The following is a 24,763-nucleotide window of genomic DNA, read 5'->3' on the forward strand; positions in this document are numbered from 1 at the left end:
CGGGATGCGAGAACCGGCCCTGCTCTGTGCGCGTTCGTCAGCGCGACGGCGCCATCAGCGCGACGGCAACATCGCGGCGCTCTCGTCATCGGCCGCGGCCTTCAGACGCTTGCCCGTCGCCGTGACGCGCGAGAGCACGAGGTACACCGCGGCGGTGACCGCGAAGCCGACGAGCCACGCGATGTCGACGTTCTGCAACGCCTCGGCCAACGGGCTCGTGAAGAACGGTGTGATCATGAACGGCACCTGTGCCGCGAGCCCGACCGCGTAGCTCGTGAGGCCGACCCAGTTCCAGCGGCCGTACCGTCCGCCGTCGCGCCTGAACAGGTCGCCGACCTTGTAGTGCCCCTTGACGACGATGAAGTAGTCGGCCAGGTTGATCGCCGACCACGGGATCAGCACATAGAGCAGCAGCATCAGGAAGCTCTCGAAGGTCGTCATGAAGTCACCCTGTCCGAGCAGCGCGATGACGGTCGCGACGGCACCGAGCCCGATCGTCGTCAGCACGCGCGTGCGCGTCGTGATGACGAGGCGTTTGAAGCTCGTCTGCAGCACGGTGAGGCCGTTCATGACCGCCGAGTACAGCTCCACGCCGTTGATGAGCACCGAGGTGACGGCGAAGATGACGAGAATGACCACGCCGATGCCGCCGAGGTGATCCGAGAGCGCCATCAGCGGGTTGCCGGCGTTGGCCGCGCCGAGCAGCACGCCGAGCATCATGACGAACACCGAGCTTGCCACGAGACCTGTGTAGGTCATCCAGAACGCCCGCTTGGGGCCCGTCTTGCTCGGCAGGTAGCGCGTGTAGTCGGAGACATAGGGGGCGTAGGCGAGCTGCCAGACGACGCCGATCGCGACCATCGCGAAGAAGCCCTCAGAGCTGAAGGCGGCTTCGGCGTGCTGCGAGGTGACCTCGGGCTGCATCCACATCATCACCATCGAGACGATGATGGTGACGCCGATCAGCATCGACAGGTAGATCATCATCTTCTGCAGCAGGTCGTATCCGACGATGCAGATCAGGATGCCGATTGCGGCGAATCCGATGATGACCCAGGTCCCGTCGAGCTCCGGGATGACGATGACGAGGGCTTCCTTCGCCACGATGAGGATGCTGACGAACAGCCCGACGAACATCACCAGGGCGATGAGCGCGAAGAGGCTGCCGCCCTGGTAACCGAACTGACCGCGTGCCTGCAGCATTTGTGGGATACCGAGGTGCGGGCCCTGCGAAGCATGCAGCGCCGCACCGAAGCCGCCGATCACATTGCCGAGCAGGATCGCGAAGATGCTCCAGCCGATCGGCAATCCGTAGGCGCCGCTGGCCACCGCGCCGGTCACGACGGTGAGCGGCATCATGTTGAGGCCGAACCAGATCGCAAACAGCCCCCAGCTCGTACCACGCCGTTCGGACTCGGGAATCGGCATGATGTGCTCGGTCTCGAATTTCACGAATGATTGCGTCGTGACCGGTGGCTCGTTCGACATGGGTTCTCCTCGGGCTTCATTGCCAGTCGGCGACACGGGTGGCGCGGGTGCGGTCGCGCGCATGATCGTTGAAGCGATGGTCTCCGCGTACTCAGCGGGGAATCGATTGCAAAAAGAGGGATCGTCACCGCACGCGACGCTCACCTGTCCCTACCCGGTATTTCGCGCTCGCAGCAAGGTGATCGTGTACTGCGATGTTAGGCCGGATGGAGGAAGCCGGGAATTCTCGAGTGTCGATACTCTCGATCATCTCAAGTGATGCCCTATCCGGATCGGCATCTGCTCGAACTATGCCTCGGCGGGTGCGTCATCCGACATCGGGTCGAACTGGTCGGCGACATCGCGGCACGCGTCGATGAAGGTCTGTGCTTTTCGTGAGAGTGGTTGATCGGCGCGGTACAGGCAGTCGATCTCGAGTGCCGGTGGGCCGTCGGTCACCTTGATGTGCTTGACGACCCGGCCGTCGTACGTGAGGTCGTGCGCCGGTATCTGGTTGAGGAGTGAGAACGAGTTGCCACGGGCGACCATCGCGCGCACGGCCTCGTAGTTGCCGAAGCGATGCAGGATCTCGGGCGGTCGTTCGACCGCGTTGATCGCGGATGCGAAGTACGGCGCGCTGCCCTTCAGGTCGAGCATGACGTACGGCGAGAGCTCGGCGAGCTCGGCGATGCTCGTCACATCGCGGTCGGCGAGCGGGTGCGATTCGCCGACGATCGCATACGACTCGACCGTCGCGATCGGCGTCGCGGTGATGTACTCGGGCATCGGGTGGAACTTGTAGGCGAGCGCGACCTCGAGACGGCCCGAACGGAGGGTCTCGAGCACGTCGTCGTCATGCACCTCTTCGACGTGCGTGTGCAGGCCCGGATGCTCCATGGCGATGGCATCGCAGACCGAGGGCATCCAGAACGGGATCAGCGTCGGGAAGCACCCCGCCGTGAACTCGCCCGCGAGCGAACTGGCGTCGACCTCCTGCACGGCGGTGTCGACGGCGCGGAGCACCAGCCGGCTGCGCGTGAGGAACTGCTCTCCGACGGACGTGAGCTCGAGGCCGCGCGCGCGCTGCCTGATGAAGAGCGTGACCCCGAGTGCACGCTCGAGGTTGGCGATCGACGTCGAGACCGCGGATTGCGCTACGAAGAGCGACGCTGCGGCGCGGCTCATGCTGCCGAGCTCGGCAGCCCGCACGAAATACCGGATCTGAGTCAGCGAGATGTCACTGCGAAGCCCCTGCGCCATGATCCCCTCCCGATCCCGACGAGAATCAACTGAGATGATTCAGTGTTTCAAGTTTGTGAACTGTACAGATGCAATCCGTGCCTCAACCATAGAGGTCAGCCAATCACCACGGCACCGAAGGAGGAACAGATGACGAGCGAAGCCATCGAGGTGCTCATCGTCGGGGGCGGACAGGCGGGGATCGCGATGAGCGAGCACCTGACCGAGCGCGGGATCCGTCACGTCGTGCTCGAACGCGAGCGCGTCGCCGAGCGCTGGCGCTCGGAACGATGGGACTCGCTCGTCGCGAACGGACCCGCCTGGCACGACAGGTTCCCCGGCATGGAGATCCCCGGCGTCGCGCCCGACGCCTTCGCGTCGAAGGAACAGGTCGCGGACTACCTCGCCGCATACGCCGACCGAATCGGCGCACCCATCCGAACGGGCGTCGAGGTCAACTCGGTGCGCAAGCGCGAGGGAGCGAACGGCTTCCACGTCGAGACCAACGCCGGCGCCTATGACGCCCGCTACGTCGTCGCAGCGACGGGGCCGTTCCAGCTGCCGAGCATTCCGCCCATCATTCCGGAGGCGGCCGGCGTGACCCAGCTGCACTCGAGTGCCTACCGCAACCCGAGCCAGCTGCCCGAGGGCAACGTGCTCGTCGTCGGCGCCGGCTCGTCCGGCGTGCAGATCGCCGACGAACTGCAGCGGTCCGGGCGTCAGGTGTACCTCGCCGTCGGTCCGCACGACCGTCCCCCGCGCAGCTACCGCGGCCGCGACTTCTGCTGGTGGCTCGGCGTGCTCGGCCTGTGGGAGCTGAACGCGCCCCCTGCGGGCGCCGAGCACGTCACGATCGCCGTCAGCGGCGCACACGGCGGCCGCACCGTCGACTTCCGCGAGCTGGCGGCCGGCGGGATCACGCTGGTGGGGCGCGCCAACGCATACGAGAACGGCAAGGTGCGCTTCGGCGCCGACCTCGCGAAGAACGTCGAAGAGGGTGACGCGAATCTCTTCGCACTGCTCGACGCGGCCGACGCCTACGTCGAGCGCAACGGCATCGATCTGCCCGAGGAACCGGAGGCTCGGCGCCTGCTGCCGGCCCCTGCCAGTATGACCAATCCGCTCGCAGAGCTCGACCTCGCCGAGGCAGGCGTTTCGTCGATCGTGTGGGCGACGGGCTTCCGCGCCGACTACGGCTGGCTGCAGGTCGACGCGCTCGATGAGCACGGCAGGCCCCGCCACCAGCGCGGCGTCTCGACCGAGCCCGGCGTCTATTTCCTCGGCCTGCCCTGGCAGTCGCGTCGCGGCTCGAGCTTCATCTGGGGGGTGTGGCACGATGCGAAGTACATCGCCGACCAGATCTCCATTCAGCGCGGCTATCTCGTCAACGAGCCCGCGCCCGACTCGCAGCCGTACGCGTCGCTCCGTGCGGGAGCGGCGAGACCCAGTGCCGTCGACGCGGACGCGGTGCCAGGCAGCGCCGCGCCCGCTCCCGTGACCGCTCAGACGACAGGAACGCACGCATGACCGTCCACACGCGCATCCGGCCCTTCAACACGAAGGACACGTACCCGGAGCAGAACCTCGACAATGACCTGTGTCAGGCCGTCGTCGCGAACGGTGTCGTCTACCTTCGCGGCCAGATCGGGCAGGACCTCGAAACCCGTGCCTCGGTCGGCATCGGCGACGTCGAGGCGCAGACCGAGCGGGCCATGGAGAACATCGCCACGCTGCTCGATGAGTCGGGCTCCAAGCTCGAGCACATCGTGAAGGTCGTCGTCTATCTCACGGACATCCGCTACCGCGAGACGGTCTACCGCACGATGGGGAAGTGGCTGAAGGGCGTGTACCCCGTGTCGACGGGCATCGTCGTCGACTCGCTCGCCCGTCCCGAATGGCTGGTCGAGATCGACGCGACCGCCGTCATCCCCGATGGCTCGGGGGCGGATGCCTCATGACGTTCTCGCTCGTGGCGCGCGACGCGCAGACCGGTGCGTTCGGCATGATCATCAGCTCGTCGAGTCCCGCCGTCGCCTCGCGCTGCCTCAACCTTCGCGCCGGCGTCGGCGCGGCGTCATCGCAGAACGTGACCAATCCCGCGCTCGGGGGCTTCGTGCTCGACCGGCTTGCGCGCGGCGAGAGCTCGGAGGCGGCCGTTTCCGCGTCGGCCGCCTCCGACCCATACCCCGAGTACCGTCAATTGACGGCCGTCGACGCCCAGGGGCGTGCGGCGGTGTTCTCCGGGGAGAAGTCCCTCGGCGTGCACACCGAGCGCATCGGTCAGGGTGCGGTCGCGGCCGGCAACCTCCTCGCGTCGGAGCGCACGATCGACGAGTTGCTCGAGGGGTACCTGCGCAGCAACGCCACGACGTTCGAAGCCCGCCTGCTCGACGGCGCGCTCGCCGCGCTCGCGGCCGGCGGTGAGGCAGGTCCCGTGCGCTCGGCGGGGCTCGCCGTCGTCGAGAACGAACCATGGCGGGTCACCGACCTGCGCGTCGACGACCACGACGCGCCGATCGGCGAGCTCGCCCGGCTCCTCGAGCTGTGGCTGCCGCAGAAGGAGGCGTATCGGGCCCGCGCGCATGACCCCCGCGAAGCGCCCTCGTACGGAGTCCCCGGCGATGAGTGACGCCCGCGCCGGGCTCAAGCGGCGCGTCGCCGGCGTCGTCGCCGAATCCCGCGACGAGCTCATCGGCATCAGCCGGCACCTGCACGCGAACCCCGAGATCCGTTGGCAGGAGCACGGATCCGTGACATACCTCGCCGATCGGCTGCGCGCATCCGGCTTCGCGGTCGAGGTCGGCGCGGGAGGGCTTGAGACGGCGTTCGTCGCCAGCCGGGGAACGGGAGCGAGGAAGGTCGCGTTCGTCGCCGAATACGATGCCCTCGAAGGGCTCGGTCACGCGTGCGGTCACAACATCATCGCCGCGGCCGGCGTCGGCGCGGGCATCGCGCTCGCGTCGCTCGCCGACGAGCTCGATCTGACCGTGATCGTTGTCGGCACGCCGGCCGAGGAGGGCGGCGGCGGCAAGATCCCCATGCTCGAGGCCGGCGTGTTCGACGATCTTGAGTTCGCCATGATGGTGCACCCCGGCCCCGCCGACAGCGTGTACGCGCGGCCCTTCGCCGTGGCCCACTTCGACGTCGGCTATGAGGGGTTCTCGGCACACGCCGCCGCCTACCCGCACCTCGGTGTGAACGCCTCCGACGCCATGCTCGTCGCGCAGGTCGCGATCGGCCTGCTTCGACAGCAGCTGCCGTCGACCGTGCGGGTGCACGGCATCGTGCGCGAGGCCGGAACGGCGCCGAATGCGATCCCGGACAGCGCACGCGGCTCGTGGTACGTGCGTGCCTCGTCGATGGAGGAACTGCAGGCGACCCTGGAGCGGGTCTCGCGCTGCTTCGAGGCCGGGGCGATCGCTACCGGTTGCTCATGGAACCTCACCGAGACGAGCCCCCGGTACGACGTGTTCCGAAACGACGAACCGCTCGCGCGGGCGTTCGCCGCGAACGCCGCGGAACTCGGGCGCGACATGGATCTCCACGAGCGAGGAGCCGGTGGGATGAACACCGCCTCCACCGACATGGGCAACATCTCCCAGCGCGTTCGCGCGATCCACCCGTACCTGTCCATCGATTCGCTGCCGGTCGTGAACCACCAGGCCGGGTTCGCCGACGCGGCGATCACGCCTGCCGCCGACCGGGCGCTCCTCGAGGGGGCGACGCTGCTCGCGCAGACCGCCGTCGACGGGTTGATCGCAGCGGACTGAGGCTTCGGCTTCCGAGCGGGGGTCGCATGCTCGGCTCCCGCTGCGGTGGAGCGACGACAGGCACGCCCGAGCCGTCAGGCGGTCGCGGAAAGCAGCGCGTGGCACCGCCGCAGGCGCTCGCGCCACCACCCGTCGCGCTCGGGCGGCGCGGCCAGGCGCGCGAGGGCGTCGCGGTCGGGGGAGACGGGGGCGAGCGGGATGCGGCCCCCGCGCGGACGAAGCGGCGGCGCCGTCACGTCGTCGGTGAACAGTGATGCCGTGCCGAGCCCAGCGTCGAAGCCGCCCGCCGGCGCACCGAACTCCTCCGAGAATCCCGCGACCGCGGCGGCGAGCTGCGCCCCCATGGCAATGCCGACCGACGTGTCGAGCGCGCTCGACACGGTCGCGGGCAGCCCGGCCGCGCGGGCGACGGCGGCCGCGCGTCGCACGCCACCGAGCGGTTGCGCCTTCACGATGATGACGTCGGCTGCGCCGGCGCGGGCAACCGCGAGCGGGTCGGTGGCCTTGCGGACGGCCTCGTCGGCGGCGACGCGCACCGGAACCCCGCGTGCGCGCAGCACTCGCCGCACCTCGGCGAGCGCCCCGATGCCGGGGACAGGCTGCTCCGCGTACTCGAGCTCGAATTCGGCGAGCGCGGTGAGGGCATCGACGGCCTCGGGAACGCCCCAGCCCGCGTTCGAGTCGACGCGCAGGCGGGCATCCGGCCCCATGATCCGGCGCACCTCGGCGACGCGGGCCAGATCGTCGGCGAGGGACTGCCCGCGCTCGGCAACCTTGACCTTGGCCGTTCGGCAGCCGTCGTAGCGCGCAAGCACGCCGGCGACATCGGCGGCAGGAACGGCGGGCACGGTTGCGTTGACCGCAACGGCTCCGTCGGCCAGTCGTGCCAGTGACGGGTCGAAACCGAACTCGAGAGCCGCTGCGAGCCACGTGGTCGCCTCGGCGTCGTCGTACTCGCTGAATGGCGACCATTCGCTCCAGGCGACCGGTCCGTCGAAGAGCATGGCCTCGCGCACGGTGACGCCGCGGAAGCGCGCGGCCAGGGGGAGGGCGACGACGTGCGCCCGCGTCAGTAGCTCGTCGAGCGGCGGCACACCGGGCGACGTCGAGTCGGGCCGCGGCGAGCCATGGTGCGGCACGTCGAGCGGCGCGGTCGCATGTTCTGGGCGAGCTGGAATCGGCACGGCCTCATTGTCGCGCGCGGCGCGGCCCCACGTCTCGTGGCCGGCCCAGGCCGCGCTAGGCTGTGGCAGGCGTTTCGCGACCTTCCGTCACATCCGCCCCACGCATATGACGATCCACGACTCTTCCGATCCAGCCATCAAGCGCTTTCTCGAGGCCGACGGAACCCCCGACGGCCAGATGCGGCGACCCCAGTACCGGCATGGCACCGTGCTGCCGGAAGCCTGGTACGCGGTCCTGTTCAACCCGGGCGCGTGGGGCGTCGGCGGCTGGGCGATGTTCGGGGCGCTCCTGACGGCCATCGCCGACTTCGTCGCGTTCCTCTACATCTCGAACCTGCTCGGAATCGGTGCAAAGGTCGAGATCGAGGTGTGGCTGCTGCTTGCGGGCATCACCGGCTTCGTCACGATCACGGCGTCGCTCTGGGCCATCTGGAAGAACGATCGCCGCGTGACCGCCGTGTTCGCCCTCATCTTCGGTCTCATGTTCGGCGCGCTGCCGGCATGGCTGGTCGGCAACACGATCATCCAGTTCATCGTGAACGGCGGCACCCTCCCGGTCGCGCCCCCGCTCTGGTAGCGGGTCGGTCGGTCGGACGCGTCCACCCGGGGTCCGAGGGTTCCACTACCGTCGTCGGTATGGATGCTACGAACGTCTCCGAGCTCTTCGATGCGTCGCAGTGGCGCGGGGTCGCGGGCTTCGACGACCTGCGCGACGTCACCTACCACCACGACCTCGAGGGGCGAGTGGCACGCATCGCGTTCGACCGGCCCGAGGTGCGCAACGCCTTTCGTCCGGGCACGGTCGATGAGCTCTACCGAGTGCTCGAAGACGCCCGCCTGAACTCCCGCATCGGCGCAGTGCTGGTGACGGGCAACGGTCCGAGCCCGAAAGACGGCGGCCGCGCGTTCTGCTCGGGCGGCGACCAGCGCATCCGCGGCCGGAGCGGGTACCAGTATGCGTCGGGCGAGACGGCCGAGACGGTCGATCAGGGGCGCGCGGGGCGTCTGCACATCCTCGAGGTGCAGCGACTCATCCGCTTCATGCCGAAGGTCGTCATCGCGGTCGTGAACGGGTGGGCGGCCGGCGGCGGGCACTCGCTGCACGTCGTGTGCGACCTCTCGATCGCGTCGCGAGAGCACGCCCGGTTCAAGCAGACTGACGCCGACGTGGGCTCGTTCGATGCTGGCTATGGCTCGGCGTACTTCGCGAAGCAGGTGGGGCAGAAGTTCGCGCGCGAGGTGTTCTTCCTCGCCGAGGAATACTCGGCCGAGCGCGCCGCCGAGATGGGAACGGTCAATCGCGTCGTGCCGCACGCAGAGCTCGAGCGCGAAGCGCTCGCGATGGCACGCACGGTGCTCACCAAGTCGCCGACCGCGATCCGCATGCTGAAGTACGCCATGAACCTGCCGGACGACGGGCTCGTCGGGCAGCAGCTCTTTGCGGGTGAGGCCACGCGGCTCGCCTACGGCACCGATGAGGCCGTCGAGGGGCGCGACGCCTTCCTGGAGAAACGCGAGCCCGACTGGGCGCCGTTCCCCTGGCACGTGTGAGACGGCGATGTCGGCACGGCCTCTTCGCGTCGTCGACGCGTCGCGCCCCCTCGAGGTGCGCGACGCGATCGCGGATGCCCTCGCAGGGGGTGCGCCCGTGCTTCCGAGGTCCGGGGCGGCATCGGCCGGGGGCTCACGCCCCGCACCGGCTGCGCTCTCGCTCGGTGGCGAGTGGCCCGGCGATGCCTGCCTGGTCATTGAAACGAGCGGGTCGACCGCGACGCCCAAGCGGGTCGTGCTGACGGCGACGTCGTTGCGCGCCTCGGCAGCGGCGACCGCGGCGCGGCTGAGTGGGGCGCCGCAGGCCGGCGATAGCGGCGGCGACGGGGCCAGGTGCTTCGGACATGCGCAGTGGATGCTGTGCCTGCCGGCCGAGTACGTGGCCGGCGCGCAGGTGCTCGCGCGGTCGATCATGGCCGAAACCGAGCCGGTCGTCTCGACACCCGGGCCCTTCGACGCCCTGCGCTTCGCGGCCGACGTCGACCGCATGCACGAGGGCCTGCGCCGCACGTCGATCGTGCCCGCTCAGCTCGGGCGCCTGCTCGACGCGGCTGAGGGCGTCGGCGTCGCGGGCGGAGCGGGCGGAGCGGGCGGTGACGAGGCCGCGCGTGTCCGCGCGGCCGTCGCCAGTCTCGACGCGGTGCTCGTCGGCGGGCAGTCGACGCCGTTGGCCCTGCGGGAGCGGGCGGCGCGCCTGGGGTGGCGGCTCGTGACGACCTATGGCGCGAGCGAGACCTCGGGCGGGTGCGTCTACGACGGGGTGCCCCTCGACGGGGTGGAGGCGCGCGTCGTCGACGGCGAGGTGCAGCTGTCGGGGGAGGTGCTCGCGGCCGGGTACCTCGGCGATCCCGAGCGAACGGCGCAGGCCTTCGTGTGCGACGGCGGTCGCCGCTGGTACCGAACGGGCGACGGTGGCACGGTCGAGGTGCGTGCGAAGGTTGCATGTGCGGAGGGCGAGCGCGCGGAGGGCGAGCGTACGGACGGCGCAGGTGCGGGCGACGCAGGTGTCGGCGATGTACGTGCCGGCCCTGTACGTGCCGGCGACGGCAGCGGGGAGCAGCGCATCTCCATCGCAGGGCGGCTCGACAACGTCATCATCTCCGGGGGCGAGAAGGTGTCGCTCGATCGCGTCGAGCGCCTCGTGCGTGAGGTCGCCGGCTACGAGGAGAGCGTCGTCGTGGGCGTGCCGTCGGCCGAGTGGGGCGAGGTGCCGGCGGTCGTCCTCGCCGGCCCGGCGGCGCTCACGCACCCGGAGGCGCCATCCGGTCGCACGGGCGTGTGCGTCGATGCCCCGGAAGCTCTCGCGGCCGATCCCGGGTGGAAGGTGGTCAGGGCCGCCGCCGAGGCCGCGGGCAGGGCGGCCAGACCGGCACACCGCATTCGCCTCGCGACGATGCCGCGCCTCGTGAGCGGCAAGCCCGATCGGCGAGAGGTCACCGACCTTGCACGGCGAGCCCTCGCCGAGGGTGCGTGATGGGAGGAGGGCGAGGCCCCTCCGCGGGCGTTCGTCGGCGACCCTTCGGCGTACGTCCCTGACGCGACGTGCGAGGTGTTGCCCCGCACCCCCGTAGAATCCCCGCGTGGCGAAATCGCAGCGAAGCAAGAGCGGCAAGTCGGGTCGGGGCGCGTCGAACGATGGCGCCCCAGCGAAGCGCGGGGCGACGCCGCGGCGTTCCTCGCCCGGCGCGAGTACGACCCGCGGGGGTGGCGCGTCGACCCGCGGGCGCGGCACGCGCATCGAGCGCGGCAACCCGACGCAGCGCCCCGGCAAGCGGGCGCGGGGCACGGGCGCGGGGCTCGGCGCCTGGATCGGCGGTGCGCGCCTGCGCACGCTTCCGCTCGCCATCTCGCCGGTCATCCTCGGCACCGCCGGCGCGCAGACCGTCAGCGCGGAGGGCGAATACCACTGGGTGCGCGCGCTCGTCTGCCTCGTCGTCGCCGTCTTCCTGCAGATCGGCGTGAACTACGCGAACGACTACTCCGACGGCATCCGGGGCACCGACGACCATCGAGTCGGCCCCGCGCGCCTCACCGCCTCGGGTCGCGCCACCCCCACGACCGTGCGCAACGTCGCCTTCGCCTGCTTCGGCATCGCGGCGCTCGGTGGCCTCTTCCTCGCCTGGCGCACCGAGCAGTGGTGGCTCATCGCCATCGGCGCGGCCGCGATTCTCGCCGCCTGGTTCTACACGGGCGGCAAGCGGCCGTACGGCTACTACGGCCTCGGCGAGGTGTTCGTCTTCGTCTTCTTCGGGCTCGTGGCGACCGCGGGCACCATGTACGTGCAGGTGCTGCAGGTGACCAACGACGGCTGGTTGCTCGCCGCGGCCGCCGGCAGCTTCGCCTGCGCCGTGCTCATGGTGAACAACCTGCGCGACATCCAGCAGGACCGCGCCGCGGGCAAACGCACCCTCGCCGTGCTCATCGGTCATGTCGCGAGCCGGTGGGTGTTCGGTGTGCTCGCGCTCGCGCCGTACGTCGTGACGGTGCTGTTCATGCTGCTCTATCCCAACGCGCTGTACAGCTTCTTCTCGCTCATGCTCATCGGGCCGGCGGTGCTCATCACGGCGACTGCGGTGCGGGCGAAGGAGCTGGTGCTCGCGTTGCTGCTCACCAGCCTCGGCTCGCTCGCCTACGCCGTGCTGCTCGGCCTGGCGGTCGCGTTCGGCCCGTACCTCGGTGTCGCCGAGTCGGCGTACTAGGAGCCGCGCCGCTGCGTGATTCGCACAGCGCTGTGGCCGGATGCTGCCGGTCGCGTTGGCTGACCCGGCGAACATCCGCCGCGGAGCCGCTCCGATGTCGGCGGTCGGGCCTACCCTGACCGGGTGAGAATCTCGCTGCGCCTCGTCATCGTGCTCCTTCGCGCCTTCCTGCGTTCCCGCCGCGCAGCCGCAGACGTCTCGCGCATCCCGATGCGCGTCGGCCCCGGCGACCTCGACCTCAACGGCCACATGAACAACGGCACGTACCTCACGCTGCAAGACCTCGGCCGCATCGACTATCTCGTTCGCACGGGCATCTTCGAGCGCACGCGAGCGCGCACGTGGAACGCCGTCGTCGTCGCCCAGACCATCACGTATCGTGCCTCGCTGCATCTCGGTGAGCGTTTCCTCGTTGAGACCCGCTATCTCGGCTACGACGACTACGGCGTGTACATGGAGCAGCGCTTCACGGTCGACGGCCAGCTGCGATCGACGTCGTACGTGCGCGCCAGGTTCGTCGGGCCCGACGGTCCCATCGGCGCCGCCGAACTCGTCGAGGTGCTCCCCGAGATGAGCCGGCTGCCCGACCGGGTGCCGGCGTGGGTGCGCGAGTGGGCCGAACACGTCCGACTGCCGTCGCGCCGGAGCGACGCGCCGAGCGTGTGGGAGCGATTCATGGATGGCGGAGCCGCGGGAGCGGGTGGAACAGCGGGAGCGGGTGGAGACGCGGGGCTCATCGCCGATCCGGGCGACGCGCCCGAGCGCCGTGCGCGCGCCGGCAACGAGTAGGGTCGCCGGATGCCTCCGCAGCCGAGCCCCGTGCCGCGCTCGCGGGGCAGTCGCCATTCGCGCCGCATCGCCGGCGAGCTCGCCCGCGCGACGTCGAACGCGCCGCAGGCGGAGCCGTCCCCACGGGCCGAGACGGTCTACCGCCCGCGCGCGCCGATCGACGTCGCGCGCACCCTCTCGCCCCTCGAGCGGGGTCACAGCGATCCGACCTTGACCGTCGATCGTGTGACCGGCGACCGCTGGCTCGCGGTGCGCAACGACCAGGGCGACGCGACCCTGTGCATCCGGCCCGTCACCGAGGGCGCTCGCATCGTGGCGTTCGGCCGCGGTTCGGACCGGGCGATCGAACTCGCCCCGGAGCTGCTGGGCCGCGGCGATGACTGGAGCGGCCTCGACCTGCGCCGCGTGCCGTGGCTGGCGGAGGTTCGGCGGCGGCACCCCGGGCTGCGGCTGTGCCGCACGAACGCGGTGTTTCCCGCCATCGCGCAGGCCATCATCGAGCAGCGGGTGACCGGTACCGAGGCGCACGGGGCGTGGGCGTGGCTGCACCGGCGCTATGCCGACCGCGCGCCGGGGCCGACGAACCTCGTGCCGCGGGGGCTGTTGCTGCCGCTGACGCCTCGGCAGTGGCTCGGCATTCCGTCGTGGGACTGGCACCGGGCCGGTGTCGACCATGCCCGCTCGACCGCGCTGCTTCGGGCTGCCGCCGTCGCCGACGGTCTGGAGCGCACGCTCCGCCTCGGCCGCGGCAGCGACGAGATCACCGCCAGGCTGCGCAGTGTGCCCGGTGTCGGCGTGTGGACGGCCGCCGAGACGACACAGCGATCCCATGGCGACCCCGACGCCCCCAGCTTCGGCGACTTCCACGTTGCGCACTGGGTCGGCTACGCGCTCAGGGGCGAGCGCACCGATGACGTGGGCATGCGAGATTTGCTCGAGCCGTGGCGAGGCCACCGGCAGCGGGTCGTGCGCCTGATCGCCCTCTCGGACCGCCGCCGCGAGCCGCGGCGCGCCCCACGGCTCGAACCCGCCGATCACCGCAGGAGGTAGGCGGGCATTCGCGTGCGTGCGGCCGGTGTCCGCGAGACCGTCTCGTCGCGCGCATCCGCGTTGCTCCAGCGCCTACTGGTCACGGACGCGCGGCCCGACACGCCCGTGTGCGGGCTTCGCATCCGTTTGACACAATTCCCCGCGTGCCTCCCCTGAGCTCGCCGCAGGCGATTCCGAACGTGACGGCCCCTGTCGCGGTGATCGGTGACGTCTACATCGACGAGGTCTTCGAAGGCGACGATCGACGGGGTGCGAGCACCGAGCACCTGGGGGGTTCGGGCCTCGCCGTCGCCACCGACCTCGCGTTGCTCGGCGTCGAGTGCATGCTCATCGCGTCGGTCGGAGACGATGCCGCTGGGCGCCGCGTGCGGGCGCACCTTGACGAGCACGGCATCCAATTCCTGCCGACGGTCGGCAGCCACCCGACAGGTCACGTGCGCAGCGTGCACGTCCAGGGGCGCACGCACTCCCGATACGACGAGTCGACACGGCTTCGGCGCGTCGACTTCGACGACGCCCAGCTCGCCGCGATCGGTGACGCCCCCTACGTCGCGGTCGCGGGCTTCGCGTTCGACGATAAGAAGCAGCAGCGCAAGCTGCTCGCGGCAGTGCGCCAGCCGCAGAACCGTCTCGTGCTCGACCCGAACCCGCGCGAGGGTCTCTTCATCGACCAGGGGCGGTTTCGCCGGCACTTCGAGCGGCATGCGTCGAGCGCACTGCTCGTGCACCTCGGGTCAGGCGACGCCGAGCTGATCTTCCGGTCGCCCGTCGACGAGGTCACGAGCGATCTGCTCGACCTCGGTGCTGGGCACGTTTTGGCGACCGAGGGGCGCAATGGCAGCCGCTGGGTCAACAGGGCGGGCCTCGACGTGTCGGCGCCCATCGCGTACTTCGATGGCCCCGTCGTCGACACGCTCGGCGCGGGCGACGCGGTGCTCGCGGTCGCGATCGCCGCCCTCGTGCGCGAGGGCGTGCCGAGGCGGGAGCTCGACGCGCGTGCCATCCTGCACCGGGCGATGGCACTCGCGGGCGCGACGATCCGTAACCGCGGCCCGCACCTGCAGGACGCCGACGAGGTGCCCATCTCAGCCAAACGGACGTCGAACGCGTTCCGGGTGCTCGAAGAACCGCGTCACCGCCTCGTTCGGTAGCGGCGCGCGATGCGACGACTCCAGGATCGCGTCGATACGCTCTGACGCATGTGTCCTGCGCGCGAGAATGACGGCGACGCCCGCGACGCCGCCGACCCGGGACGGGAGCCGGCACGTCGCGACGTGCCCGCCGATGCCGGGGGGACGACGGGCGGATTCTCACGGCGTGACTTCGAGGTGATCGACACCCGCCGGGTGGAGCGGGCCGACCTCGTGCGCGACGTGCTCCGCCGCCGGCGCGACGCGGTCCGCGCCGGCGCCGACGAGTCCGGCGAGGTGCGCGACGCGGGCGTGGAGTCGAGCGGTGGGGATGCTCGGGGCGATGCCGTCACGTCGGCGGCGGGCGGCGCCGCAGCGGGCGACGACGACACCATCGCTCTCGCCCGCGACGCGAAAGGCCGTGTCGAGGCGGCGTCGGCGGTGGTCGCGAGCCAGCCGGAACGCGACAGCGCCGGCGACGCTCCGGATGAGCCGGCACCGCGACGCGGGGCAGTCCGCGTCACCCTGACCGACGCCGTGCCCACGTTCGACGACACCGTCCGACTGTCGCGCGACCCGTTCATGAGAAACCGTTCCGACCGCCTCGAGCCGGGTGCTCCGCGAACGCGCCTGCAACAGACGCCGCCAGCGGCCGCCGGAGCCCCGGGTGCGCCGAGTTCCGGTGGCCCTGGCCCGCACCGACGGCGGCCGCCAAGACCGAACGCCACCCCCTCGGACGCGTCGGGGGCTGCGCTGGCGATGCTGCGCGGCTGGCGCGCCGAGGCCGAGTCGCGCGCCGCGACGGTCGCGGAAGCCCAGCTGAAGGCCCGGACCGAGCGAGGCCGCGACCGGCTCGATCCCACGTCGGAGCTGCGGCGGGCGGTCGAGGGGGAGGGCGGGCGCGAGTTCCTTCGCGACCTGCTCGACAACGTCATCCGCCCCGATGATCGCATCGTCGCCGGGAACGGCCTCGGCGATCTCGCGGACCGCATCCCGACCACCATCTCGGTGCAGGCGCGCCGGGCGTTCCGGGTCGGCGTGTTCGCGGGGCCAGGGGTGCCGTGGCTCGCCGTGCCGGCGCTGCGACGCACGGCGCGCGCGTTCTTCGGCGCCGAGGTGGTCTCCGACTCGTCCGAGGAGCGCGGAGGGTCGGCGGCGCACGCGCACGAGGCCGGTGCGACGCCCCGCGCGACGCCGCTCGGCGATCCCATCGTGGGCCGCGCGCGTGCGGCCGAGCGACTGCGTCGCCTCGGCGAACTCGTCGACGACCCGGCCTTTCCCGAGGTCGAGTTCACCATGAGCGATCTCGAGCCGAACCCGAACCTCTGGAACCTCGATGGCGAGGTGGAGCGCATCGCGACGGCCCTCGCGCCGCTGTGCGCAGCGGCGCTCGGATCGCCGTCGACGAAGGTCGGGCCGACGCGGCTCATGCTTCGCGCGACCTCATCGCGCGACCTCGAGCTCACGGTTCGGGTGTTCACCCGCCTGCTCGACGAGCCGGCGCTGCGCGACTTGCACGCGGGCATCGCCCTGCCCGCGCAGTTTCCCGAGACGACGAGCTTGCTGCGTCGTGTCGCCGGGCTCGCGCACATTCGCCGCGAAGACGGGGGAGCGCCGGTCACCGTCGCAATCACGCGCGCGGGCGACATCCAGCTCGAGCGCGTGGACGCCGTCATGAACGGCTGGCGGCTCGCCACCTTCGCGGAAGCGCGCGACGTCGACGCGAGTGTGATCCGCCTGCTCGAGCAGGCACTCCACGCGGACAACGCCGAAGCCGTGCGCGTCGAGCTCGACGGCGACGTACTGCGAGATGTGGCGATGGCGATCGCGCTCGCGGAGGCCAGGGGCATGCCTCCCGTGCGCGTCGTCGTGCCCGTCGGTCGGGGAGACGAGGCGGTCGCTCGCCTCCGGGCCGCGGGCGCCGAGGTCATCCAGCGGCTGCCGATCGTGCCGGACGAGTCGATGCGTGCAGCGGTGCCCTACCTGCTGCGTCGCGTCGACCAAGAGGCCGACGCGGTAGCCCGGCAGGAGCTCAGCGAGGCGACCCTCGCGGGGCGCGACGCTCTGCATCCCGAAGACGAGCGCCTGCTCGACGCCGTCAGTCGCATGTTCCAGCTGCCGGGCGGTGCCAACCGGCAGCAGGAGCGCGTGCACGCCGACGACGCCGCGACGGTCACCGCGAGCATCGGGCTCGAGCTCTTCCCCGAGGGAGTGCTCGGCGATGAGCTTGGGGTCGACAACGCCGAAACGCAGGCGATCCCCGCGGGGCGGGCGGCCGTGGCGCCGCAGGATGCCCGGGCCGCCATGCGCGCCCGCATCGAATCGCGGGGCGGTACCGACGACATCGCCGATGACGGCACCGCCGGCGACGACATCGCCAATGATGGCACCGCCGGCGACGACACGGTTGGCGATGACACGGTTGGTGACGACACGGTTGGCGACGACATCGGCGCCGACGAGCCGGCCCCGTCCGCGCCGCCGAACCGGCCCCCCGTGACCGAGTCCGTGATTCCCGAGCTCGAGCTCGAGCTCGAGCTCGAGGCCGATGTCGTCGTTCCGCCGGGTGCCAACGAGCGCCAGAAGCGCGCGGCACCGAGCGCCACCGAGCAGTTCGGGCCCCTGTCGACCGCGAACCCGGCCGACACGGGCCCGAGCGCCCGCCTCACAGAGATCGTGCTCGGCCTTCGTCGCGGTCGCTACCTGCGGAATACCTTCCGCAACGCGCCGGACACCGATCCATCGATTCCCGTCAATCGCGAGTGGGCCGCGCGCATCCAGCGACGCGTCGTTCGGGGCCAGCTGGGCGAGGCCGAGGCGGCCGAGGCCCGCATCACGGGGCCGGAGCAGGTCGAGGCGCTCCTGCAGCGTGCCGTCGAGGCGGCGCCGGGGTGGAATACCCGACCCGGCTGGGAGCGCGCCGCCCACCTCGAGCGTGCCGCGAAGGCGGTCGAGGCGAACCGGGCCCGGCTGGTCGAGGTCGCCGTCAGCGAGTTCGGGGTACCGCTCGTCGACGCGGATGCCGACGTGAGCCGCACCGTCGACGTCGCCAATCATGCTGCCTACCTGGCACGGCAGCTCGACCGCATGCAGGGCGCCGCGTTCCACCCCGTCGGCGTCACGGTGGTGCTGCCGCCGTCGTCGCCGCCCGTCACCGGATCGGCCGGCGGCGCGCTCACGGCGCTTGCGGCGGGATCGGCCGTCATCCTCAAGGCGTCACCCAAGACCCGGCGCACGGCAGGCGTGCTCGCGGGGGTGCTCTGGGCGGCCGAGCTGCCCCGTGATCTCGTGCAGCTCGCGGTCATCGACGAGGCCCGGCTCGCGGAGGAGCAGCTCGCGCGAACGCTCGTCACCGACGACCGCGTCGGTCGCGTGCTGCTCACGGGCACGCTCGAGTCGGCCCGCACGATGCTCGGCTGGCGGCCCGATCTGCCGCTCATCGCGGGCACGTCGGGAAAGAACTCCATCATCGTGACACCGGCCGCCGACCTTGATCAGGCCGCCGTCGACGTTGCGCGAAGCGCGTTCGCTTCGACCGGGCAGCGCACCGGGCACGCCGGCAACGTGATCCTCGTGGGATCGGTCACCCGCTCCCGCCGCTTCCTGCAGCAGCTCGCCGACGCCGTCACGTCGATCCCCGTCGGCTACCCCTCCGATGCGGGCGCGGTCGCGGGTCCCCTCGTGCATCCCGCCGACGCGCAGTTGCGCTTCGCGCTCACCCATCTCGGCGAGGGCGAACGGTGGCTCGTCGAGCCGCGTCAGCTCGACGACACGGGCAGGCTGTGGACGCCCGGCATTCGGCTCGGCGTGCAGCCCGGCAGCTACGCGCACGTGACCGAGTTCTTCGGCCCCGTGCTCGGCGTCATGCACGCGCGCACGTTCGGCGAGGCTATTGCCATGCAGAACGCGACGCAGTACGGGCTCGCGGCGGGGCTCCAGTCGCACGACCGCGCAGAGATCGGGCGATGGCTGCAGGAGGTCCAGGCGGGCAATCTCTACGTCAACCGCGACACCCTCGGGGCGACCGTGCAGCGGCAGCCGCTCGGCGGGTGGCGCCGCAGCGCCGTCGGCACGCTGCAGAAGTCGGGCGGCCCCAACGCGATCATGCCGCTCGGTGAATGGCGCATCGACCCGGGACAGCCATCGCCGACACTGCACTTGCGCGGCATGGACCCGAAGGCGGTCCGCCTCATCGAGGCGGCCCAGCCCGCGCTCGACTACGAGGCCTTCGACCGCGTGCGCCGCACCGCACTGAGCACCCAGATCGCCTGGAACGAGGAGTTCGGCGAGGTGAGCGACGTTACATCCCTCACGTTCGAACGCAACCTCTTCCGCTACCTGCCGGCCGCGGTCACGGTCAGGCTCGCCGAAGGCGCCCCGTTCGACGAGCTCGTGCGGGCGCTCGTGGTCGCGCGCATCGTCCGGGCCGTGCCGGACGTCTCGACAGCGCAGCGCTTGCCGGATGCCGTGGTCGCCGTGCTCGACGACCTCCAGTTCCCCGTCCGCGTCGAGAGCGATGCCGCGTTCCTCGAGCGGCTCCGCATGAAGCAGCTCGATTCGCTGCGCATCCGTCTCATCGGCGGCTCCAGGCGCGAGGTCGCGCTCGCGCTCGGTGGCGACCCCGATGTGGCCGTGTGGAGCGACCCCGTCACGTTCGCGGGCCGGGTGGAGGCGCTGCCGTTCCTCCGGGAGCAGTCGATCTCGATCACGGCGCACCGCAACGGCCGGCCCGATCCCCGCGTCACATCGCTCTTCGCGCACGAGAAGCTCCTCGACCCGGACAAGCCCTTCGGCGACCTCGCCTGACCGGCTCGGCGTGCCTGACCGGCTCGGCGTGCCCGACCGGCTCGGCGTGCCTGACCGGCTCGGCGTGCCCGACCGTGCAGCCGGGTCCCCGTTAGCCTCGAGGTATGAGTGCTGACGTCGTCGCGCGCCTCGAGCGCAAGCTGCCCGGCCGGGTCGTCACCGACCCCGAGGCCCTCGAACCGCTTCGGCGAGACCGATCGGGGGCCGTGGCCCCCGGGCGCCCCCTCGCGGTCGTATTCGCGGAGTCGGTTGGCGACGTGCAGGCCGTGTGCCGGACCGCCAACGAGACGGGCACGCCGCTCGTCACGCGCGGCGCCGGGTCAGGGCTCGCCGGCGGTGCGATCGCCGGGGACGGCGAACTCGTGCTGTCGACGGAACGCATGACGCGCATCCTCGAGATCTCGATTCCGAACCAGCTCGCCGTCGTCGAGCCCGGTCTCTTTAACGGTGACCTCAACCGCCAGCTCGCGGCGCACGGACTCTGGTGGCCGCCGGACCCGGCGTCGAAGGAGTTCTCCACGGTCGGCGGCAACATCGCGATGAACGCCGGCGGCCTGCTCTGCGCCAAGTACGGCGTCACTCGCGAATCGGTGCTCGCCCTGAAGGTCGTGCTCGCCGACGGATCGCTGCTCGAGGTCGGTCACCGCACGGTCAAGGGCGTGACGGGCTACGACCTGTGCGCGCTCATGATCGGCTCGGAGGGCACGCTCGGCGTCATCGTCGAGGCCACGCTCAAGGTGCGGCCGGCGGTGACGGGCACGGTTCCCACGATCGGCGCCTACTTCGATTCGATTCCGGATGCCGCGGCCGCGTCGGCGGCGGTGACGGCGGCGGGCCTGCGCCCGGCCATCATGGAGCTCCTCGACACGTACATGCTGCAGACCGTGGGCGATTACCACGGAATCGACCTGATCTCCGCCGGCGCGGCGTACCTGCTGATCCAGACCGACGGCCCAGGCGCGCTCGATGAGGCCGAGCGCATCCTGGCGGAGGTCACCAGGGTCGGTGGCCGCGCCGAGCTGACGACCGATCCCGAAACCGCGGCTTCGCTCGTCGACGTGCGTCGCTCGGGGTTCATCGCGCTCGAGGCGACGGGCAGGGCGATGCTCGTGGAAGACGTGGCCGTGCCGCGCGATCGCATGCCAGACATGTACGCCCGCATCGCCGAGATCTCGGCGAAGTACGGTGTCGACATTCCGGCCCCGTCGCATGCGGGCGACGGCAACCTGCATCCCTCGTTCCTGTTCGATGGGTCGTCGTCCGAGGTGCCCGAGTACGTGTGGCAGGCGGCGGAGGAACTCTTCACGGCGGCGCTCGAACTCGGCGGCACGCTGTCGGGGGAGCACGGCATCGGCACGCTCAAGCGGCGCTTCCTTGGCGCAGAGCTCGGGGCCGAGCAGTACGAGTTGCAGCGGCGCATCAAGCAGGTGTTCGACCCGAAGGGCATTCTCAACCCCGGGAAGGTGTTCGCGGCCTGACGATGCGGGAGCACCGGGGCCGGTCGCGATTCCTCCTCTAGGCTTGCGCCACTACCTTCCAACGGATCGTCCGGTGCGTACCGCCGGGGAGGAGCGAGAGTCATGGCATCGGTGACGTTCGATCGGGTGACGCTGCAGTATCCGGGGGCGACCAGGCCGGCCGTCAGCGGCCTCGACCTCGAGATCCACGACGGCGAGTTCCTCGTGCTCGTCGGGCCGTCCGGGTGCGGGAAGTCGACGAGCTTGCGAGTGCTCGCGGGGCTCGAGCAGGTCACGAGCGGCTCGATCCTCATCGACGGTGAGGACGTCACGGAGGTCGACCCCAAGGACCGCGACATCGCCATGGTGTTCCAGAACTATGCGCTCTACCCGCACATGTCGGTCGCCGAGAACATGGGGTTCGCGCTGAAGCTCGCCAAGCGGCCGAGCGCCGAGATCCGTGAGCGCGTCAGGGAGGCGGCGGAGATGCTCGACCTCGTGCCGTACCTCGATCGCAGGCCGAAGGCCCTCTCGGGCGGACAGCGGCAGCGCGTGGCGATGGGGCGCGCGATCGTGCGGCAGCCCAGGGTGTTCTGCATGGACGAGCCGCTGTCGAACCTCGACGCGAAATTGCGCGTTCAGACTCGTGGCGAGATCGCGAGGCTGCAGCACCGGCTCGGCACGACGACGTTGTACGTGACCCACGATCAGGTCGAGGCGCTCACGATGGGCGACCGCGTCGCGGTGCTGAAGGACGGGGTGTTGCAGCAGGTCGCGGCGCCGCGCGAGCTCTACCGCGAGCCCGCGAACGTCTTCGTCGCGGGCTTCGTGGGCTCGCCGGCCATGAACCTGTTCGACGGCACCCTCGATGCCGACGGCGCAGCGCACCTCGGCGACCTTCGCATCCCGGTCCCCTCCGAGGGGCTGCAGCGCGGTGGCGGGGTGACGATCGGCGTGCGGCCGGAACACGTCGCGCTCGACTCGGACGGGCCGATCGAGGCGACCGTTGACATGACCGAGGAACTCGGCAGCGACTCCTACGTTTACGCCCGCGCGAAGCTCCCCGGCGAGCCGCCGATCATCGTGCGCGTGCGCTCGCAGGAGCCGCCGACGACCGGCGACACGATCCGGGTCGCGGTCGACACCGCCCACGTGCACTTCTTCGACGCGGTCTCGGGCGAACGCGTGCGCTGAGAGGCCGCGCGTTCGTCCGTCGTGGCTCGTCGCCGGGCGAAGGCGATCAACGCGTGGGGCGGAAGCGTCATCGGTGACAACGGCGAGACGCCGACGGTCAACTCGCCGGAAGCGGCCGCCGGTCTGCAGGCCCTCGCCGACGCGGTCGCCGCCGGGTTCGAGTTCATCCAGTTCGTCCAGAGCGAGGAGAACCAGGCGTCGTTCGCCGAGCAATCCTTCCCGCCCGTGCTCGCGTCGGTCTACGACGACCCGGAGCTCATCGAGCAGCACCCGTATCTCTCGGCGCTCAAGGAGGCGCTCGAGAACGCGCAGCCACGACCGATCTCGCCCTTCTGCGCTGCCATCTCCAAAGCCATCCACGACAACGCCACTGCCGCGATAACGGGCTCCGTGCCCGTGGAGCAGGCCCTGGCAGACATGGAGTCGGCCATCTCGGCGGCCGGTCAGTGATGACCGGGCCGAGCGGAGCATCCGGGACCGCGAGGCAGACGACGCCGAGCGAGGCCTGATACTGCGGCGATGGCGCGGCGACTGCGGCGCTGCTGTGCAGTGCCCACTCGAGTCGGTCACCCCTCGTGCTCACTAGACTGACGCGATGACCGGACAGAGCCGGTCGATTGAGAGGTCTCCGTGTCGACGACGCTTCCGAGTACGCCAGCTTCGCCATCGCCCGCGTACGAGCCGTCCGCGGCCCAGCGGGCCGTGATCGACCGCGAGCTCGCCCACTCGCCGAAGAACTACGCGCCGCTCCCGCTCGTCATCGACCGCGGCGAGGGCGCGTGGGTGTGGGACGTTGACGGCAACCGCTACCTCGACTGCATGGCGGCCTACTCCGCGGCGAACTTCGGTCACGCCAACGAGCGGTTCCTGGCGGCGGCGAAGGCGCAGCTCGAGCGCGTCACGATCACGAGCCGCGCGCTGCATGCGACGCCGCTCGGTCCCTTCCTCGAGGCGCTCGCGTCGCTGGCGGGCAAGGAGCTCGTGCTGCCCATGAACACGGGCGCCGAGGCGAACGAGACCGCCGTCAAGATCGCCCGCAAATGGGGATACACGGTCAAGGGTGTCGCGGAGGGCCGCGCGAAGGTCGTGGCCATGCGCAAGAACTTCCACGGTCGCACGACGACGATGATCTCGATGAGCGACGACCCGCTCGCGCGCGAGAACTACGGCCCGTACACGCCGGGCTTCGAACTCGTCGACTTCGGCGACGTCGATCAGCTGCGGGCGGCGATCGACGACGACACGGTCGCCGTCATGCTCGAGCCCATACAGGGGGAGGCCGGCATCATCGTGCCGCCGGACGGCTACCTGCAGAAGGTGCGCGAGTTGACGCGCGAGCGCAACGTGCTGCTCGTCTGCGACGAGGTGCAGACGGGCCTCGGCCGCACCGGAGCGACGTTCCGGCACCAGGCGGAAGGAATCGAGGCCGACCTCATCACGGTTGGCAAGTCGCTCGGCGCGGGCATCGTTCCCGTGTCCGCGGTCATCGGTGACAGCGACGTCATGGGCGTGCTCGCACCCGGAACGCACGGCTCGACCTTTGGGGGCAATCCGATGGCCGCCGCGATCGCGCTTGCGGTGTGCCAGGAGTTGGCGACCGGCGAGCCTCAGGAGCGAAGCCGCACGCTCGGCGAGCGCCTGCACGCCGGGCTCGCCCGCCGCGTCGGGTCGGGCGTGAGCGAGGTGCGCGGCATGGGCCTCTGGGCGGGCGTCGACATCGACCCGGCCTACGGCTCCGCGAAAGACATTTGCCTCGGGCTTCTGGCCCGCGGCGTGCTGGCGAAGGACACGCAGGCGAGGACGATCCGGTTCGCGCCGCCCTTCGTCGTCGGCGCCGACGAGATCGACCTGCTGCTGCGGGAGTTCGGGGCGGTGCTCGACGCACGCCGCCCGTAGCGCCGCGGTCTCTACCACACGTAACGCGGGCGGATGCTTGGACCGGGCACCCGAGCATTCGTCACCTTCGCCGTGCGCGTGCTTCGCCGAAGCGCGACAGCCCTGTCGTCGCGCGCGACAGCGGGTTCGGCCAGGTCCCTGGGTCGGACGACGAAACCGTCCGATCGGACAGGATGCGCGACCCGCGGTGTGATGAAATCGTTACAAAGCCGCGTCCGGCAGAGCAATGGGTGGCTCACCTGCAGAAATGCTGCCAATTGTTGGGGCTGGACAACACCCGCCGATGTGTGCTTGGTCCAAACTTCGTGACCGAACGATGGAAAGTCGCTGAACATACCTCCTAACCTGGCCGTGGGTACCGGCGCCACTCCCCGGGCGAAGACCGGACCCGACTGCGAGAAGAGGAACTGCCGTTGCGAGACCCCAGCGCTCCACCACAATCACGACGATCGCGATGGACGCCGGGCTACGACGCCGTGCCGTCTCACGCTGAACGCATTTCAATGAGGAAGAGGTACATCTGGTGAACTC

General features: G+C 70.7%; 19 protein-coding genes. 16 read left to right on the forward strand and 3 right to left on the reverse strand.

What is annotated here, in order from left to right; genetic code table 11:
- Nucleotides 1–54 precede the first annotated feature (54 nt).
- A complete protein-coding gene (locus F8O04_RS01160) occupies nucleotides 55–1,488 on the reverse strand; it encodes a purine-cytosine permease family protein (RefSeq protein WP_158027492.1) in 1,434 nt (477 codons plus the stop codon).
- 288 nt (nucleotides 1,489–1,776) lie between these two features.
- Nucleotides 1,777–2,727, reverse strand: coding sequence for a LysR family transcriptional regulator (locus F8O04_RS01165; protein WP_158027493.1), 951 nt, complete (start codon nucleotides 2,725–2,727; stop codon nucleotides 1,777–1,779).
- Between the two features lie 129 nt (nucleotides 2,728–2,856).
- Between F8O04_RS01165 and F8O04_RS01170 the strand changes: the two genes are divergently transcribed.
- From F8O04_RS01170 to F8O04_RS01185, 4 genes are read left to right on the forward strand one after another with little or no spacing between them, the layout of a single operon-like run.
- The gene (locus F8O04_RS01170; RefSeq protein ID WP_158027494.1) at nucleotides 2,857–4,233 is read left to right on the forward strand and encodes a flavin-containing monooxygenase; all 1,377 of its coding nucleotides are present in this window, start codon (nucleotides 2,857–2,859) and stop codon (nucleotides 4,231–4,233) included.
- The gene (locus F8O04_RS01175) at nucleotides 4,230–4,664 is read left to right on the forward strand and encodes a RidA family protein (RefSeq protein WP_158027495.1); all 435 of its coding nucleotides are present in this window, start codon (nucleotides 4,230–4,232) and stop codon (nucleotides 4,662–4,664) included. Before F8O04_RS01170 ends, F8O04_RS01175 begins: the two co-directional genes overlap by 4 nt.
- On the forward strand, nucleotides 4,661–5,335 hold the full coding sequence (locus F8O04_RS01180) for a DUF1028 domain-containing protein (protein ID WP_158027496.1): 675 nt from the start codon (nucleotides 4,661–4,663) through the stop codon (nucleotides 5,333–5,335). Before F8O04_RS01175 ends, F8O04_RS01180 begins: the two co-directional genes overlap by 4 nt.
- Nucleotides 5,328–6,476 carry a M20 family metallopeptidase gene (locus F8O04_RS01185; protein ID WP_188726349.1) on the forward strand — a complete coding sequence of 383 codons (1,149 nt, stop codon included), beginning with the start codon at nucleotides 5,328–5,330 and terminating at the stop codon, nucleotides 6,474–6,476. The genes F8O04_RS01180 and F8O04_RS01185 overlap by 8 nt, the downstream gene beginning before the upstream one ends.
- 74 nt (nucleotides 6,477–6,550) lie before the next feature.
- On the opposite strand, the gene F8O04_RS01190 is transcribed toward F8O04_RS01185, so the two are convergent.
- Complete coding sequence (locus tag F8O04_RS01190) at nucleotides 6,551–7,615, reverse strand: o-succinylbenzoate synthase (protein WP_188726465.1); 1,065 nt, start codon at nucleotides 7,613–7,615, stop codon at nucleotides 6,551–6,553.
- Between the two features lie 151 nt (nucleotides 7,616–7,766).
- On the opposite strand from F8O04_RS01190, the gene F8O04_RS01195 reads away from it, so the two are divergent.
- The 12 genes from F8O04_RS01195 to rocD all read left to right on the forward strand — a co-directional run bounded on the left by F8O04_RS01195 (nucleotide 7,767) and on the right by rocD (nucleotide 24,232).
- On the forward strand, nucleotides 7,767–8,237 hold the full coding sequence (locus tag F8O04_RS01195) for a hypothetical protein (RefSeq protein ID WP_158027498.1): 471 nt from the start codon (nucleotides 7,767–7,769) through the stop codon (nucleotides 8,235–8,237).
- Nucleotides 8,238–8,296: 59 nt separating this feature from the next.
- Nucleotides 8,297–9,211 carry a 1,4-dihydroxy-2-naphthoyl-CoA synthase gene (locus F8O04_RS01200; protein ID WP_158027499.1) on the forward strand — a complete coding sequence of 305 codons (915 nt, stop codon included), beginning with the start codon at nucleotides 8,297–8,299 and terminating at the stop codon, nucleotides 9,209–9,211.
- A gap of 7 nt (nucleotides 9,212–9,218) precedes the next feature.
- Nucleotides 9,219–10,685: an AMP-binding protein gene (locus F8O04_RS01205; protein WP_188726348.1), complete on the forward strand. Its 1,467-nt coding sequence runs from the start codon at nucleotides 9,219–9,221 to the stop codon at nucleotides 10,683–10,685.
- Between the two features lie 262 nt (nucleotides 10,686–10,947).
- Nucleotides 10,948–11,910 (forward strand): 1,4-dihydroxy-2-naphthoate polyprenyltransferase, encoded by a 963-nt coding sequence (locus tag F8O04_RS01210; RefSeq protein WP_158029032.1) that lies wholly within the window; start codon nucleotides 10,948–10,950, stop codon nucleotides 11,908–11,910.
- A 123-nt stretch (nucleotides 11,911–12,033) separates the two neighbouring features.
- Nucleotides 12,034–12,699, forward strand: coding sequence for a thioesterase family protein (locus F8O04_RS01215; protein ID WP_158027501.1), 666 nt, complete (start codon nucleotides 12,034–12,036; stop codon nucleotides 12,697–12,699).
- Nucleotides 12,700–12,708: 9 nt separating this feature from the next.
- Nucleotides 12,709–13,749, forward strand: coding sequence for a DNA-3-methyladenine glycosylase family protein (locus tag F8O04_RS01220; protein WP_225734797.1), 1,041 nt, complete (start codon nucleotides 12,709–12,711; stop codon nucleotides 13,747–13,749).
- 143 nt (nucleotides 13,750–13,892) lie between these two features.
- Nucleotides 13,893–14,900: a carbohydrate kinase family protein gene (locus F8O04_RS01225; RefSeq protein WP_188726347.1), complete on the forward strand. Its 1,008-nt coding sequence runs from the start codon at nucleotides 13,893–13,895 to the stop codon at nucleotides 14,898–14,900.
- Between the two features lie 48 nt (nucleotides 14,901–14,948).
- The gene (locus F8O04_RS01230) at nucleotides 14,949–19,685 is read left to right on the forward strand and encodes a proline dehydrogenase family protein (protein WP_158027503.1); all 4,737 of its coding nucleotides are present in this window, start codon (nucleotides 14,949–14,951) and stop codon (nucleotides 19,683–19,685) included.
- Nucleotides 19,686–19,789: 104 nt separating this feature from the next.
- Nucleotides 19,790–21,163: an FAD-binding oxidoreductase gene (locus tag F8O04_RS01235; protein ID WP_158027504.1), complete on the forward strand. Its 1,374-nt coding sequence runs from the start codon at nucleotides 19,790–19,792 to the stop codon at nucleotides 21,161–21,163.
- A 102-nt stretch (nucleotides 21,164–21,265) separates the two neighbouring features.
- Nucleotides 21,266–22,336 carry an ABC transporter ATP-binding protein gene (locus F8O04_RS01240; RefSeq protein WP_158027505.1) on the forward strand — a complete coding sequence of 357 codons (1,071 nt, stop codon included), beginning with the start codon at nucleotides 21,266–21,268 and terminating at the stop codon, nucleotides 22,334–22,336.
- A 21-nt stretch (nucleotides 22,337–22,357) separates the two neighbouring features.
- Nucleotides 22,358–22,786: a type 2 periplasmic-binding domain-containing protein gene (locus F8O04_RS01245; protein WP_158027506.1), complete on the forward strand. Its 429-nt coding sequence runs from the start codon at nucleotides 22,358–22,360 to the stop codon at nucleotides 22,784–22,786.
- Nucleotides 22,787–22,966: 180 nt separating this feature from the next.
- Entirely contained in the window at nucleotides 22,967–24,232 is a 1,266-nt protein-coding gene (gene rocD, locus F8O04_RS01250; protein WP_225734798.1) for an ornithine--oxo-acid transaminase, read from the forward strand.
- The last annotated feature ends 531 nt before the right edge of the window (nucleotides 24,233–24,763 follow it).

It is taken from the genome of Pseudoclavibacter endophyticus (assembly GCF_008831085.1).
In the GTDB taxonomy this organism is placed as follows: Bacteria; Actinomycetota; Actinomycetes; order Actinomycetales; family Microbacteriaceae; genus Pseudoclavibacter; species Pseudoclavibacter endophyticus.